The sequence below is a fragment of the Proteus sp. NMG38-2 genome (assembly GCF_020640995.1).
Lineage (GTDB): Bacteria > Pseudomonadota > Gammaproteobacteria > Enterobacterales > Enterobacteriaceae > Proteus.
The window spans coordinates 223,435-236,352 of sequence record NZ_CP085482.1 but is presented as its reverse complement, the minus strand read 5'-3'; the positions used below and the strand labels follow the sequence as shown (position 1 = coordinate 236,352).

The 12,918-nt window shown below is 43.0% G+C and carries 16 protein-coding genes; 4 read left to right on the top strand and 12 right to left on the bottom strand.

Annotated features, from left to right (window positions below; translation table 11 throughout):
* Positions 1-680: 680 nt before the first annotated feature.
* Both LG402_RS22025 and LG402_RS22020 read left to right on the top strand, forming a co-directional pair.
* Positions 681-2,354, top strand: a complete 1,674-nt coding sequence (locus LG402_RS22025; RefSeq protein WP_166268322.1) for a sulfatase — start codon at positions 681-683, stop codon at positions 2,352-2,354.
* Positions 2,355-2,396: 42 nt separating this feature from the next.
* Complete coding sequence (locus tag LG402_RS22020) at positions 2,397-3,557, top strand: anaerobic sulfatase maturase (protein WP_166268324.1); 1,161 nt, start codon at positions 2,397-2,399, stop codon at positions 3,555-3,557.
* A gap of 127 nt (positions 3,558-3,684) precedes the next feature.
* On the opposite strand, the gene LG402_RS22015 is transcribed toward LG402_RS22020, so the two are convergent.
* From LG402_RS22015 to LG402_RS21970, 10 genes are all read right to left on the bottom strand, one after another.
* Positions 3,685-4,443: a tetratricopeptide repeat protein gene (locus LG402_RS22015; protein WP_227336991.1), complete on the bottom strand. Its 759-nt coding sequence runs from the start codon at positions 4,441-4,443 to the stop codon at positions 3,685-3,687.
* A gap of 279 nt (positions 4,444-4,722) precedes the next feature.
* Positions 4,723-5,355, bottom strand: a complete 633-nt coding sequence (locus LG402_RS22010; protein WP_052219367.1) for a hypothetical protein — start codon at positions 5,353-5,355, stop codon at positions 4,723-4,725.
* Entirely contained in the window at positions 5,352-5,912 is a 561-nt protein-coding gene (locus LG402_RS22005) for a hypothetical protein (RefSeq protein WP_052219368.1), read from the bottom strand. Before LG402_RS22005 ends, LG402_RS22010 begins: the two co-directional genes overlap by 4 nt.
* A 59-nt stretch (positions 5,913-5,971) precedes the next feature.
* Entirely contained in the window at positions 5,972-6,148 is a 177-nt protein-coding gene (locus tag LG402_RS22000) for a hypothetical protein (RefSeq protein WP_162762197.1), read from the bottom strand.
* Positions 6,149-6,254: 106 nt separating this feature from the next.
* Positions 6,255-6,743, bottom strand: coding sequence for a hypothetical protein (locus LG402_RS21995; protein WP_166268109.1), 489 nt, complete (start codon positions 6,741-6,743; stop codon positions 6,255-6,257).
* A gap of 335 nt (positions 6,744-7,078) precedes the next feature.
* On the bottom strand, positions 7,079-7,510 hold the full coding sequence (locus LG402_RS21990) for a hypothetical protein (RefSeq protein WP_042847127.1): 432 nt from the start codon (positions 7,508-7,510) through the stop codon (positions 7,079-7,081).
* 6 nt (positions 7,511-7,516) lie between these two features.
* Positions 7,517-7,771 carry a hypothetical protein gene (locus LG402_RS21985; RefSeq protein WP_042847130.1) on the bottom strand — a complete coding sequence of 85 codons (255 nt, stop codon included), beginning with the start codon at positions 7,769-7,771 and terminating at the stop codon, positions 7,517-7,519.
* The gene (locus tag LG402_RS21980; RefSeq protein WP_042847132.1) at positions 7,768-8,325 is read right to left on the bottom strand and encodes a hypothetical protein; all 558 of its coding nucleotides are present in this window, start codon (positions 8,323-8,325) and stop codon (positions 7,768-7,770) included. Before LG402_RS21980 ends, LG402_RS21985 begins: the two co-directional genes overlap by 4 nt.
* Positions 8,322-8,786 carry an ASCH domain-containing protein gene (locus LG402_RS21975; RefSeq protein WP_052219369.1) on the bottom strand — a complete coding sequence of 155 codons (465 nt, stop codon included), beginning with the start codon at positions 8,784-8,786 and terminating at the stop codon, positions 8,322-8,324. The genes LG402_RS21980 and LG402_RS21975 overlap by 4 nt, the downstream gene beginning before the upstream one ends.
* Positions 8,783-9,085: a hypothetical protein gene (locus LG402_RS21970; RefSeq protein ID WP_042847133.1), complete on the bottom strand. Its 303-nt coding sequence runs from the start codon at positions 9,083-9,085 to the stop codon at positions 8,783-8,785. The genes LG402_RS21975 and LG402_RS21970 overlap by 4 nt, the downstream gene beginning before the upstream one ends.
* A gap of 326 nt (positions 9,086-9,411) precedes the next feature.
* Here LG402_RS21970 and LG402_RS21965 point away from each other — a divergent pair, with 326 nt between their 5' ends.
* Positions 9,412-10,461: an HNH endonuclease gene (locus LG402_RS21965; protein WP_052219370.1), complete on the top strand. Its 1,050-nt coding sequence runs from the start codon at positions 9,412-9,414 to the stop codon at positions 10,459-10,461.
* Between the two features lie 151 nt (positions 10,462-10,612).
* Complete coding sequence (locus tag LG402_RS21960) at positions 10,613-11,698, top strand: hypothetical protein (protein ID WP_042847135.1); 1,086 nt, start codon at positions 10,613-10,615, stop codon at positions 11,696-11,698.
* 17 nt (positions 11,699-11,715) lie between these two features.
* Here LG402_RS21960 and LG402_RS21955 read toward each other — a convergent pair whose 3' ends face one another.
* Both LG402_RS21955 and LG402_RS21950 read right to left on the bottom strand, forming a co-directional pair.
* Entirely contained in the window at positions 11,716-12,045 is a 330-nt protein-coding gene (locus LG402_RS21955; RefSeq protein WP_042847137.1) for a hypothetical protein, read from the bottom strand.
* A complete protein-coding gene (locus tag LG402_RS21950) occupies positions 12,042-12,815 on the bottom strand; it encodes a hypothetical protein (RefSeq protein ID WP_166268107.1) in 774 nt (257 codons plus the stop codon). The genes LG402_RS21955 and LG402_RS21950 overlap by 4 nt, the downstream gene beginning before the upstream one ends.
* Positions 12,816-12,918: the final 103 nt, after the last annotated feature.

Genomic DNA, 12,918 nt, shown 5'->3' with positions numbered 1-12,918 from the left:
TACTGATTCACGACCACCAATCAGGGCTATTGAGCATTAAATCAATATCACTATTGAGTTTATCAATTAGCTCTATTAGTACTGAATCCTAAACCAATAAAAACTCATCATTATTGTTAATTAGATTTCATATCCATATGATAATTAATTATGTTATACATGAAGGAATCAGTACTGATAGAGTAGCGTTATGATAAGTACAAAACTGAAGTTCATTGCATTTTCATGACAAAGTTACCTGCCTTTAGTACTCGAATTATTGTCAGTCAGGGGAGTAAACTGTTTTTATGAATACTTAAAGTAATACCTTACTGAAGTAAAAAATGATGAGGTTTTTATATCATTGAAGTAAAAGTTCAGTACTTTATACTAAGAACTATGTATAAACCTCTCGATATTAGAACTAGATTCACATTTATTCAAGTAATAAACAGGAGGATTATCATAAGTGATATTAACAGTTCAAAATTCTTTATTTGGGTAATTTTATATATAATTCATAATATTAGATATCTTAATTATATATTTTTCATCACAAAATAAGAATGGTAAATGTGTGATAGAAGGCATGGAAATTTAAATTAAAATAATGTCTAATTGTACCTGTTACTGATTATAAAGCTCCATAATATTTACTTTATTTCTTGTAAAAAATAACTGTTTAATAATGTGAGGATAAAATGAATCTAAAAAAAAAGCTTATTAGTACTTCATTATCACTAGCGATTACTGGGATGATTAGTACAAGTTCATTAGCCGCAGATGATACCAAGTTAAAAGCCACAAAAACGAATGTAGCGTTTTCTGATTTTACCCCTACAGAATATTCCACAAAAAACAAACCAAATGTTATACTTATTACTGTTGATGATTTAGGCTATGGTCAACTTCCATTTGATGAACGTTCTTTTAATCATAAATCAATGGAAAACAGAGAAGTCGTTGATACTTATAAAATTGGTATTGAACAAGCGATTGAAGCCGCTAAAAAATCAACACCAACATTGCAATCATTGATGAATGACGGTGTAAAATTAACTAATGGCTATGTTGCTCACGGTGTTTCAGGTCCTTCTCGAGCGGCAATAATGACAGGTCGTTCACCTGCACGCTTTGGTATCTATTCAAACACAGATGCTCAGGATGGAGTACCTCTAGAGGAATTATTTTTACCTGAGTTATTTCAAAAACATGGCTATTATACCGCTGCAATAGGGAAATGGCACTTGTCAAAAATAAGTAATGTTCCTGTTGATGAAAAAAAACAAACTCGTGACTATCATGATAACTTTATCACTTATTCAGATGAACCGTGGCAGCCACAAAATCGCGGTTTTGATTACTTCATGGGCTATCATGCAGCTGGTGTAGCATATTATAATTCTCCATCATTTTTTAAAAATAGAGAACGTATTGAAGCAATTGGCTATAGTAGTGATCAACTAACTGATGAAGCAATTGGTGTTGTTGATAGAGCCAAAATGCTTAATGAACCATTTATGCTTTATTTAGCTTATAATGCACCACATCTACCTAACGATGATCCAGCACCTGACATTTATCAAAAACACTTTAATACTGGAAATCAGACAGCAGATAATTTTTATGCTTCCGTTTACTCAGTTGATCAGGGCGTTAAAAAATTACTTTCTCAGTTAGAAAAAAACGGCCAATTAGATAATACAATTATATTCTTTACATCTGATAATGGTGCTGTTATTGATGGACCATTACCATTAAATGGTGACCAAAAAGGCTATAAGAGCCAAACAAATCCAGGTGGTGTTCATACTCCAATGTTTGTATGGTGGAAAGGAAAACTTCAGAATGGCAATTACGATAAGCTAACTTCAGCAATGGATTTTTTCCCAACAGCTTTAGATGCAGCTCAAATAGAGCGTCCTAAAAATTTAGATGGCGTATCTCTACTCCCTTATATTTCTAAAGATAAAAGCAACTCTAAATCAAGTGAACCTCATAAAAATTTAGCTTGGATAACTGCATATTCACATTGGTTTGATGAAGAAAACATTCCATTCTGGGATGGATATCATAAATTTGTTAGAAAAGAATCAGATGATTATCCTCACAATCCAAATACTGAGGATTTGAGTCAATTTTCTTATACAGTTAGAAATAATGACTACTCCTTAGTCTATACAGTAGAAGATGACAAATTAGGGTTATATAAAGTTACGGATTTACAAGAGAAAAACAACCTAGCAGATGATAAACCAGAAGTTGTAAAAGAAATGCAAGAAACAATAAAAGAATTTATTAATTCAAGTAAACCACCAATCAATGATATTAATAAAAATAAGTTTGGTGAGATTAAAAAATCATTAGGTCTTTAATTAATAAATGGCAGGTAATACCTGCCATATTTAGGTGGGTATATGCACTTCACAATTAAGCCAACAAGTTTCCAATGTAACATCAAATGTGATTATTGTTTCTATTTAGAAAAAGAACATATTTTTCAACATAAAAACTGGATGAACAATGAAGTTCTTGAAAAATTCATAAAAAAATATATAGATGCTTGTAATACAAAAAGTGTTTATTTCACATGGCAAGGAGGAGAACCGACTATGGCAGGAATCTCCTTTTATAAAAAAGTTGTAGAATTACAAAATAAATATAAAGGCAGTAAACAAATTTTTAATGCATTACAAACGAACGGATTACTGATTAATGATGATTGGTGTCAATTTCTAAAAAAAAATAACTTTCTGATTGGAATATCTATAGATGGACCAGAGGATCTACATAATAAATATAGAAAAACAGGTTCAGGGAAAGGTACGTTTAAAAAAGTACTAAATGCTATTGAACTATTTAAACAGTACAATATAGAGTTTAACACCTTAACAGTCATAAATAATTATAATGTAAATCATCCAATTGTCGTTTATGAATTTTTAAAAGAAATTGGTAGTAAACATATTCAATTTATAGAACTACTAGAAACAGATGTTCCCAATGAAAAATTTATTGGTGATATAAAGTTTGATATTATAAATTTCTCTGTACCATCCGAGTCCTATGGTATTTTTATGTCCGAAATATTTAAACGTTGGATTAAATATGATTTTGGAGATATATTTATAAGGCAGTTTGAGAGTTTTATTAGCTGTTTTCTAGGGAATGGACATAGCAGTTGCATATTTCAACCTGTATGCCACGATAATTTTGTGATCGAATCAAACGGTGATATATATGAATGTGACCACTTTGTATATCCAGATTTTAAAATAACAAATATAGATGAAGATATCGAAAATATTTCCACTCCGAAATTATCATTTGAAAAGGCAAATCTTTCTAAAGAATGTTTGGAATGTGATTATAAATCCATATGTAATGGAGGATGTCCTAAGCATCGGATTAATAAAGCTACAAATGCAAATATATCTTACTTTTGTCATGGTTATAAAAAAATGTTCTCAACAATAGTTCCATACCTAAATGCAATGACTTCATTAGCAAAAAATAATATACCATTAAATGAGATATCAAAAATTGCAGATCAAATCGAAGCAATAAATAAAGCCTAATACTTTAGATAAATGGGGAAAAATAAGAGTAACATTTCCCCATACAGCATATCAATTATTTGTGCTAATGCTTATCTATAGACTACTCCCTAATGATACCCGCCTAATTCAACTAAAATAGTATCATTTAGTACTTGATCCTATCTATATGATTCAGTATCATTTGACTATACCCATTTGAGTCACCATACATAAATCCCAATTGCAATTGAGCATAGGCATTCCCTTGCTTGGCCGATAATTCAAACCATTTAAAAGCTTCCTCATAATTATGGCTGTTATAATAGTGTGAGCCAAGGCCATATTGAGCTTGGTCATTTCCTTGTTCAGCCTCCCTTTTAAGTATTTTTAATGGTTTATCATCCATTATTCCAACTGTACTTTTACCATTTTCAGTTTGATTATTTAACCTTGCCAGTACATCAGCAGCCTCTTTAACTCCTCTGCTCGAGGCTGACTGAAGGTATTTAATACCTAAGACTTCATTTTGCTTCACCCCCTCACCGACCATGTACATAGAGCCCAAAACTACGTCAGCTTGGCCAGAACCGTTCTCAGACGCTCTCTTTAGCCAATACAAAGCTTTTGAGTAGTCTCGTTTCCCGTCATAGCCCATATAGTAAAAAAATCCAGCCTGAGCTTGAGCTTCAGGGTTATTTTGTTCTGCTGATTTCATATACCATTTAATCGCCTCTTCGGGGTTTCTTTCGACTAGCCGCCCCTCTAGGTATACATTGCCTAAAGCTTGTTGAGAAAGAGCATCGCCATTGTTTGCCAGGGTTGTTAGTTTAGATATCAAGGATTGCTCACTTTTGACAGGCAAATTATTAGCAGTAGCACTGAGGCTTAATATCAATGTTAGCGATATAAAAAAAATCCGTTTCATATGTAAACCCTTTAATTGCTTATAAATACTTGGTGATTTTTGATAATTATACGTATCAACCTAAGATTGGCTGATCAAGCTGAAAAGTCTAAGAAATAGTATTTTTAATACCTTTAATTAAAGACAATAAAATAACGTATTTTTTCAGTATACATAAGGGGAATTTTGATATCCTCACGTACAGGTCATCAGCTGTTAATGATTAAAAAAAGCCCGACATAATGGGGTCACTTCATAAGCAGGACTTTCTGGGGGAAGTAGGAAAAAGAAGGAGAGGTGTTATTTTTGTACTTTGACCGCTTCAGCCTTCATGGCTGCATCAATTTGTTCTCGCAGCTTAGTGGCGTGATGATCATCCTCTTCATCGGTTATGGTTTGGGCTGTGAACATAGCCTCACTTCCATAGCGAAGCGGTTTTCTAACCGCAACATGATGCGCCACCAGCCAATTCATGCGCCGGGCATCGTCTGCTAACGTGTAACAGCTACTTACAGGCTGAGCAAGCAATGCGGTGCGGTAGGCGTTCCAGCCTTTGCACTCAGCAATAGCTTCGATAACCTCTCTATCTTGGCTGGTAGTGTCGAGATCTGAATAATCGACAGCATCTGGCACTGCTGGCGCTGGTGGAACGGCGACATTGCATAGAGCAGCACGTAGACCGACCTTGATTTCTTCTAGTTCGTCGTTGCCGATACTGCCATCAGTCAGGGCGTGATGAAAGTCGAGCGCCATCCGTTCTGTTACTTGAACTGCCTGAGCCTCTCGGCTCGCCCGCCCTTTCCACCCTTCCCACATGGCCGCAGCCATCATAAACCAGACGTTGCCACAGCTGTCTTTTTTGTTGTCGAAGAACCAATTCACAAAGTCCATCGACATGGCGTTATCTTTGGCAAACTGCTCACGTTCGGTCATGCTATCGTTTCCTCTGACTGCCCGGCCAAAGCCAGGTGCTGTTGCAGTGCAGCCCGAACGATGTCAAACATGCTATTCAGGCGGATAAAGACTGGGTTCGGCACCGTCGGCCACGGCAGGTACCACGGTTCAGTGCTGAAGTATGGCACCTCACTGATCACTGAAGAATAGGCACAGACTGTGCTTTTGATATCGTCAGATCCGTCGATTTCCTCCCAGCACACACGGGCTTGGTCTTTGGATAACTCCCCTTCCCGGCGCAGGCGCAGCACTTCACTGAACATGAAACGCATATTCGCCTCATTGTCATTGTCGATTTCGCTGCTCACGTTACCGGCCATGCAATTGACCAGGTAATCATTGCCGCAGTCACAGAAAAACTGCTCAACGGAGCGGTCGCTCATTGCGAACCAGGAGCCTGTCCACGCCTTGCCCTCACACGTTATCGTGATTCGGCCACGCCCAGGCCCGTAGTTTTCAGTCACCACGCGGATCGGGTCAAAGTCCCGAAGCTCGCTGATCTCAAGGCTCATCACCTTGGTTTCAGTTACTTTCATCGTCATTACCTTTTGTATAAGTTGACTTTCATCAGCGCGCGGGTGGCTTAAGCCAACATCTACTGATCGGTTAGTTTTACCAGCAAATTCCACATCACAACTTCTTCATCAGTGGCCGGACAGCACCCACCGCCAGACTTCCATTGTTTGACCCAAATACCCGAACGGTCTTCAATGAAAAAATCCAGATCCTGGAGAATTGGATTTTCCGCTGGCTTCTCTTTTGCAATTGGCATGATTAACAACCCCAATAATTTTCAGAAAGATAGAACACGGTACTTTAACGCTTGAATTTTTGAGTCTAACACCGGGTTCACCTTCCGGGAATTACTGACATTGCTTTTAACTCTGCTTGATTTCAGTAGGCAGATCCGCCTCAGGTGAAGCACACATCGCCGCAGCATACTGACGGGTAGCGACATCAATGTCGTCTTCAGTCTTTTTCGCTGACTTCGGCCCGTTGTCTGGGTGGCGAAGGTGTTCACGGTAGATCGCAGGCCACTGCACTGCGAGCATCGCCCGCAGCTGTTCGTCGGTCGGTTTTTTCGGTACCAGCATAAACCCGACAGGAATATGCAGCGCTGGTGGAGCGGCAAACACCGGCACCGGGTTTGTAATGCGATCGGCACGGTCAACCGGATAAATGAAGCCTTTGCCGTTTTCGGCATAACCCAATGGAGGCGCTTCCTTCAGTTCGGCCAGCTCTTCCAAAGCATCAGCATTATCCCGCAGCCGTTTCGTTTGCTCGGAATAGCCCATGTCTTCCCAGCGCAACGCCTCCAGACGAAATGCCGCAGCGCGCGTTTTTAACTGCTCTACTGTCATTGCCATTACGATTTCCTGTTTTGCTACGTCAATTAGAGGGTATGTGGCTTTTCAAACAGCTCACGGAACTGGTATGAACCATCGGTATGAATAGCCCGCATACGTTGGTACAGCGATTCGTTAGGGATGGAGTGCCGGCGCTCCACATACTGCGATCGGAAGAACTATACCGGTATTGATACTCCGCCACCGGCATAGGCGCTGTTGCCCTGTATAGTTCCGCCTCCACAGAGGCCTTTTCACGGCGCGCAGTGTCCAGGTCTGTCTGAAGCTGAATAACCCAGCGCGCGAGCTCACCGGTTTCATTCCGGAGGCGGCTCAGGTCTTGAATCTGGTATTTGTCAATTTTGCCCATTAGCAGGGAATCCCTTTTCAGTGAAGAAAGCCAGCCCTTCGGAGTACATCTGCTTCAGTTCAGCAGAACCCGGCTCAGCAGCGCACTCCGGCGACCATTTCGCCATGTCGGCCAGACCGACAACCAGCTTTTTAACGATCACACGCTGAATGTATTCCCGTCGCTCTTCCAACAACCAGGCAGAAGCTTCAGTCATGTAGAAATGCAGGGTCTTGGCGAAGCCCACTCGCTCTGTCGTTTCAGCCCGGCCAGCCAGATAGTCGCAGCGTGCGATCGCAATGCTCAGACCATCTTCAGTGAGTGCATAAGCACTATCCCCCTCGGAGTGGGTTACACCGGACTTCATCACGCAGTAAGCATCTTTATCGCGCAACACCCAAAATTTTCCATTCTCGTGAACGATGTCTTTTTCCTGCATGGGGTATTACTCCTGCTTTACAGCCGAATCGAAGTCAGTTGCCCGGAACGAACGGCAGGTATTGAAGATTGCCCAGCAATTGGGACAGTTAACTTTTGCGCCACGAGGTGCGGGTTTGGTTTCCATCGCCGTGTCGCTCAGGCCACCATCAAGGCCGCACAGAGTCGTATAGCCGCCACCCGTGCCCAAATCCCCCACGGGCAAGTGAACATGCTCTTCCCCGCCGTCTTCCAGCAAAGTCACAACAACCAGGCGGCTCATCGGGCATCTTCCACGACTTTGAAGTCGATCACCCAAACCATCGGATTGGCCTCCCAGCAGTCAACGCCGTGGATAACCGACCACTTACGGGCGAACACATCGGCCAGGCAGTCACCGCTGCGGGTATCCCTGATAGAACAGCCTTCCCTCAGCGCATCGGCATCACTGATGTCGCGAAGGGGCTCAATACGAACCGCCGTAATCTCCAGCGTAATTCGCGACTCAAACTGCGTCATTTGCTGCGCCGGAAACCAGCGTTTAACTTTATTGGCTGAGCCATCTTCAAGGTCTGCACGATAGACCAGTCGCACACCGCAATCGCCATAGGTTTCACGGACCCACAACCGATCGCCTACATGCCCGAAACGACAGAAAAACGTCGGCCCAAACTTGGGGGGCAAAACCTTATCCACCAGCGCGCGCTGGCGTTTGGTCAGGGATTCCGGGAAGGTATCGAGGCAGATTTCTTTGATCAGTTGGCGGGTTTGCACCTTCTGGCCGCTGTGGATTGCCCGTACCTGTTCGTCGGTGAAATTGATAGGAAACAGTTTCATGCCCTTTCCCCCTGCAAACATGCTGCTTTGGTTTCGGTATCATCCGTATGCTCATTAGGTACGAGCAAGCTGAATACCGCATGTGGACGAAGGCCAGTCTCGAAAAAGCTCAGTCGGCCGCGAATAGACACTGGCTTCAGCGTCTTGGCATCCGCCAGCGTGAAGCCTTTCGGCCCGAAGAACCACGGAGATTCGCTCTCTTCGACACAGCCTGTGATTGTGGCTACGCCGACAATCGCGCCGTAAGATAAATACTTTCTTTCAGGCAGCATCAGGGAATCGCCATATTTGGCGCGCAGGATCTCCCGCGCCTTTTCCATGTCGGCTTTGGATGCCAGTTGCGCACTGGCGTGAATGAGCACCGGTCCGCGCTGGTGGGTGTTCCAGCTGCGGTTTTCGATGTCCTTGTGGCCGTGAGTGATAAGCCATGCCCACGGCTGTCGGATAGATAATGCTTTCATGCTTTGGCATCCTTCGCTTCGGAGCGCTTAGCTGCACTCAAAATGGCTTCCACCACGGATTGTGCGATAACGGAGCTACCCAGACCGCCGACATATTTCACGATCTGTTCACGGAACGCCACAGCACCCGGAGCGCTGATCGTTTGGCTTATTTCAGCGCGCTGCGCCGCATCAATCACTTCATTAGCCCAATCGCGGTCGAACCCTGGCATTGCAGGCAAACGTGACACAACATCAGACGGCAGCGCGTCGATGTAATCGCGCATTGCAATGACAACTTCCAGCAGTTCGTTTTTCATGTCAGATCCTTATCGCGCTGATGGCGCATAAATTATTTATGGATTGTGTGGCGGTGTTGCTTGCCGTGAAACCAGTATTACCCCACCCGTTCAGCTGACGAAGTTATTGAAGGCGCCTATTTTATTGCTTACCGATCTGATTTTTGGCATGAGGCATGAGTGATGTATAGAATGGATATTTTGTGTTGGAAGGTTTGGCACTCACAACCTTCCATACACTTTAATTTGATAGTTGTCATTCGCTACAGTTGCGTTAATGAATTATAGTGAACGTCGTAACGGAATCTGTTATTACTCAGCTCAATTCATTTTTGCTAGAGGGGCTTATGGAATTAAATAAAAATGGCTATCCAACTGGCTTGCTAGTGCGGGCGGTTTGGGACTGTTGTGATGATCTTTATGAAAAACTTGGCCGCGCTCCTAGCCGTCAGGAATTTAACAATGAAATACGAAAACGTGAGCCCCATCGAACTGGTATTAGCACTCATTCTCGGCAATGGGGAGAATGGATTCGTTTTCATAACTTTTCAACTTATGTAGCAGACATTCCGGGGATTATTCCTGAAGAAATGCTTCATCCTCAATATCTTCGTGTTTGGTATGCTGTCACTCAGCTTAGTTCTGCTTCAGCAGTGGATATTGTCAAATGGATTCTTAATAGCAATGCTCCGTTAAAGGAATCTGAAGTTCGTATTCAATTAGATGCATTAACAGTTAACAGCAAGGCCAGATATAGATATCTTGGTAGCCGCAAAAATGCACGTTCTGATCAGGGCAGCCCATATGACTTATTATTCCGTACAGGAAAATTGAGAAATACAAGATATGAGCTATATGTTCAGGAGCTTCATGGAGTTTGGGATATTAGTGATGATGGCAAAACGCCAAAGCGCATTATTTCCCCTAGGCAATGTGATCGCTTAGTTGTGGAAGCTAGGGATGAATTATTTGCTGATTTATCTGAAGAAGAAGTTGATTCCCGATTAAAAGCTTTACGTGAAGTTGTTATTCGACAAGGCCAGCCAGCGTTCAGAAGAAAGCTGATTGAAGCTTATGAGGGTAAGTGCGCTGTGACAGGGTGTTCTATCCAAGTGTTATTAGAGGCTGCTCATATAATTCCCTATGAAGGCCTCTGGCACACCCAAGTCCAGCATGGATTGTTACTTAAAACAGACATTCATACTCTTTTTGACCGAGGCTTGCTTTGGATTGATTCCAAAATGTTAATTAGGTTATCTGATTTGTTAGCTGGAACAGAATATGCAGAACTTGATGGGCAAAAACTAAGATTACCAAGTGATAAACGACATTGGCCATTAGAAATTCACTTGGAAGAACATCGTCAATATTGTAATGAAGAATTAAATGAAAATTAATATCTTTTTTATTCCTTATTTACTGGAACTCCAATCAACCCCCGATGTTCTGTTATGAGGAAAGCAGAGCTATCGTACTATCTTTGGCAGCCTTATCGTGCCAAGTATGGCATATTCAAGAGGGGGAAACCTCTGAAAGGAGATATAACCAATGTTTCGTGTTGATGTAGAAAATAAGTCATTAATCAAACTAAAACCAACAAGCTTTTCGGAGCTTGGGCTAAAGGAACGCTTTGATATTCAGGAGTGGATCGAAAAAAGTCCAACTATTTTAGGCCAGGAACTCCTTGTTATTGGAAAAGAGGTCACCCTTACTTCCAACAAGCGTCTTGATTTGCTTTGCGTGAATAAATCGGCAGCACTTGTTATTGTAGAACTAAAAAGGGATGATTCAGGCTCGTCCGTTGAATGGCAGGCAATAAAATATGCATCGTATTGCTCAAGCCTTTTACCCAGTGAGATTTTTAAGCAATACGCGTCGTATTTAGGTAAATCAGAATTTGATGCAACAAAAGAAATTGAGCAATTTATCGATGCTGATATCACGTCACTTAACACTAAACAGCATATTATCTTGGCCTCAAAGGAGTTCAATTCGGAAGTCATCTCAGCAGTATTATGGTTGCGAGAATATGGTGTAGACATTCAATGCACTCGCTTGGCTCCATATGTTGATTCCAATGGGGAGCTATTTATTAAGCCTGAAACGATTATTCCGTTACCGGAGGCTAAAGATTATATTGAACGAAAAGAAGTTAAGCAAAGAGTCATTGCTTCAAGTCAAGATGATTGGACTGGTAGTTGGTTCGTGAATGTAGGTGAATGCGAATATAGAACTTGGGATGATAATAGAAAATTTGGATTCATTGGCGCAGGTCAAGGGAAAGTGTATTCATCTGCGCTTAAGCGACTTGCAGTTGGTGACAAAATTTATGCTTACATGAAGGGATGTGGTTATGTCGGTTTTGGAGAAGTAACCAAATCAGCAGTTATGATTCGCGATTTCATTACTGATTCAAATGTTCCTCTTCTCTCTGCCGGATTAAAAGCGCAATACCCAGACGAAAACGCTGACAATGAAGAGCTTTCAGAATGGGTTGTTGGTGTTCGCTGGATCAAACAACTTCCGAAAGAGCAGGCGAAAACGTTTTCAGGCGTCTTCGCGAACCAAAATGTCGTTTGTAAATTACGGCATGAGCAGACATTAAAATTTGTACAATCCCAACTTGGTCAGTAAGAACTGCTAAGTTGGGACTATAACTGCCTACTTTCACCTTTCAGTTCGCTGATCATCTGCTCAGCCAATACCGCCGCAGAGCGCGCCTGGTTAATCAGCGCCGTGCTCATGCTGTCGTCCACTAGCTGATTAGCGCGCTGGTACATGCGAGCAACAAAGCGCTCCAACCCAGCGATTTCAGCCCCAGCCAGCAAAGGTGCAACGCCTTCAGTCAGCTGGTTAAGCGCTTCGTGCATACCGTCCACAAAGCCTTCGCAGTAGTCGCCGCTTTTACCTGTGCGATCGCTCACGCAGTCCATATCATCGCCATCCAACATCCGGCGCATCGTTGCCTTCAGGTTGTTCATTGGCCGTTCCCTACATGTTCCGCCAGCACAAGGAGGCGACGACCGACGGCCTTGACAACTTCCTGGCTAGTTTCACGCGTCATTTCCTGCGCAATGTTACCGGCATGGTTTGCCGCTGCGATGGTGGCATCCTTCTTGATTTTCCGCAGGCCGCGTTCAATCGCCGGGTAGTCCGTGTTGTGGAGAGCGTCGTTTGCGATCATAGCCGCAGTACCGGCCGCGCCTTTGTCCGTCACGTCGATGTGCTCAAGAATGGCCGCATGAGCATCTTTCAGCATTTTACCTTCAGCCATCAGCTGTTCCACTTCAGACGTCGGGATGTAACCTTTCGTCGGGCTGTTTTCCAGTGCAGGCATCAGTGCATAGCCACAAACCTGAGTGATGTGACGGCCCACGCTGTCTTCCGGCCCCACTTCGCGCAGGTCGGTCTGACTGGCGCGTTGCACGACGATACCCCAAACAACCTGGTCTGTTTCTTCAGGCCAGCCGTCACAGGCCTCTCCCCGGTAGTAGTCGATATGCTCTTCAGCGGCTTTTCGGGCTTTGTCGGCGCTGTCGTGCTCATCGTAACCGCCGTCGGTACTGTAGGAGAAAAACTCCAAACCGTCGGTCACGCGCTTGAGCTCTTCCACCAGATGGATGTTCTCAGCGCGCATCTGCTCGCCTTCAGTCAATTTGCGCGCCAGATAATTCACCAGCGGCTCGTTGACCTTCATGTCGCGAGGAATGCATTTGCCGTCCAGCAGACCTTGGATCTCAATTGGTGTCATCTTTCTTCTCCTGATATACCAGTTTGCCAGTCAAAATGGCGTCGCGGATGGTGTTGAACTCCTTCGCCCAATACTGCGAATCGACGAAAATTTCCAACTTGTT

Excerpts from the sequence above, each read along its gene's own strand:
- LG402_RS22020 (WP_166268324.1), top strand. The coding sequence starts at position 2,397 with ATGCACTTCACAATTAAGCCAACAAGTTTCCAATGTAACATCAAATGT.
- LG402_RS21995 (WP_166268109.1), bottom strand. The coding sequence starts at position 6,743 with ATGGCAATGACAGTAGAGCAGTTAAAAACGCGCGCTGCGGCATTTCGT.
- LG402_RS21980 (WP_042847132.1), bottom strand. The coding sequence starts at position 8,325 with ATGAAACTGTTTCCTATCAATTTCACCGACGAACAGGTACGGGCAATC.
- LG402_RS21950 (WP_166268107.1), bottom strand. The coding sequence starts at position 12,815 with ATGACACCAATTGAGATCCAAGGTCTGCTGGACGGCAAATGCATTCCT.
- LG402_RS22025 (WP_166268322.1), top strand. The coding sequence starts at position 681 with ATGAATCTAAAAAAAAAGCTTATTAGTACTTCATTATCACTAGCGATT.
- LG402_RS21965 (WP_052219370.1), top strand. The coding sequence starts at position 9,412 with ATGGAATTAAATAAAAATGGCTATCCAACTGGCTTGCTAGTGCGGGCG.
- LG402_RS22005 (WP_052219368.1), bottom strand. The coding sequence starts at position 5,912 with ATGAAAGTAACTGAAACCAAGGTGATGAGCCTTGAGATCAGCGAGCTT.
- LG402_RS21970 (WP_042847133.1), bottom strand. The coding sequence starts at position 9,085 with ATGAAAAACGAACTGCTGGAAGTTGTCATTGCAATGCGCGATTACATC.
- LG402_RS21990 (WP_042847127.1), bottom strand. The coding sequence starts at position 7,510 with ATGCAGGAAAAAGACATCGTTCACGAGAATGGAAAATTTTGGGTGTTG.
- LG402_RS22010 (WP_052219367.1), bottom strand. The coding sequence starts at position 5,355 with ATGACCGAACGTGAGCAGTTTGCCAAAGATAACGCCATGTCGATGGAC.
- LG402_RS22000 (WP_162762197.1), bottom strand. The coding sequence starts at position 6,148 with ATGCCAATTGCAAAAGAGAAGCCAGCGGAAAATCCAATTCTCCAGGAT.
- LG402_RS22015 (WP_227336991.1), bottom strand. The coding sequence starts at position 4,443 with ATGAAACGGATTTTTTTTATATCGCTAACATTGATATTAAGCCTCAGT.
- LG402_RS21960 (WP_042847135.1), top strand. The coding sequence starts at position 10,613 with ATGTTTCGTGTTGATGTAGAAAATAAGTCATTAATCAAACTAAAACCA.
- LG402_RS21985 (WP_042847130.1), bottom strand. The coding sequence starts at position 7,771 with ATGAGCCGCCTGGTTGTTGTGACTTTGCTGGAAGACGGCGGGGAAGAG.
- LG402_RS21975 (WP_052219369.1), bottom strand. The coding sequence starts at position 8,786 with ATGAAAGCATTATCTATCCGACAGCCGTGGGCATGGCTTATCACTCAC.
- LG402_RS21955 (WP_042847137.1), bottom strand. The coding sequence starts at position 12,045 with ATGAACAACCTGAAGGCAACGATGCGCCGGATGTTGGATGGCGATGAT.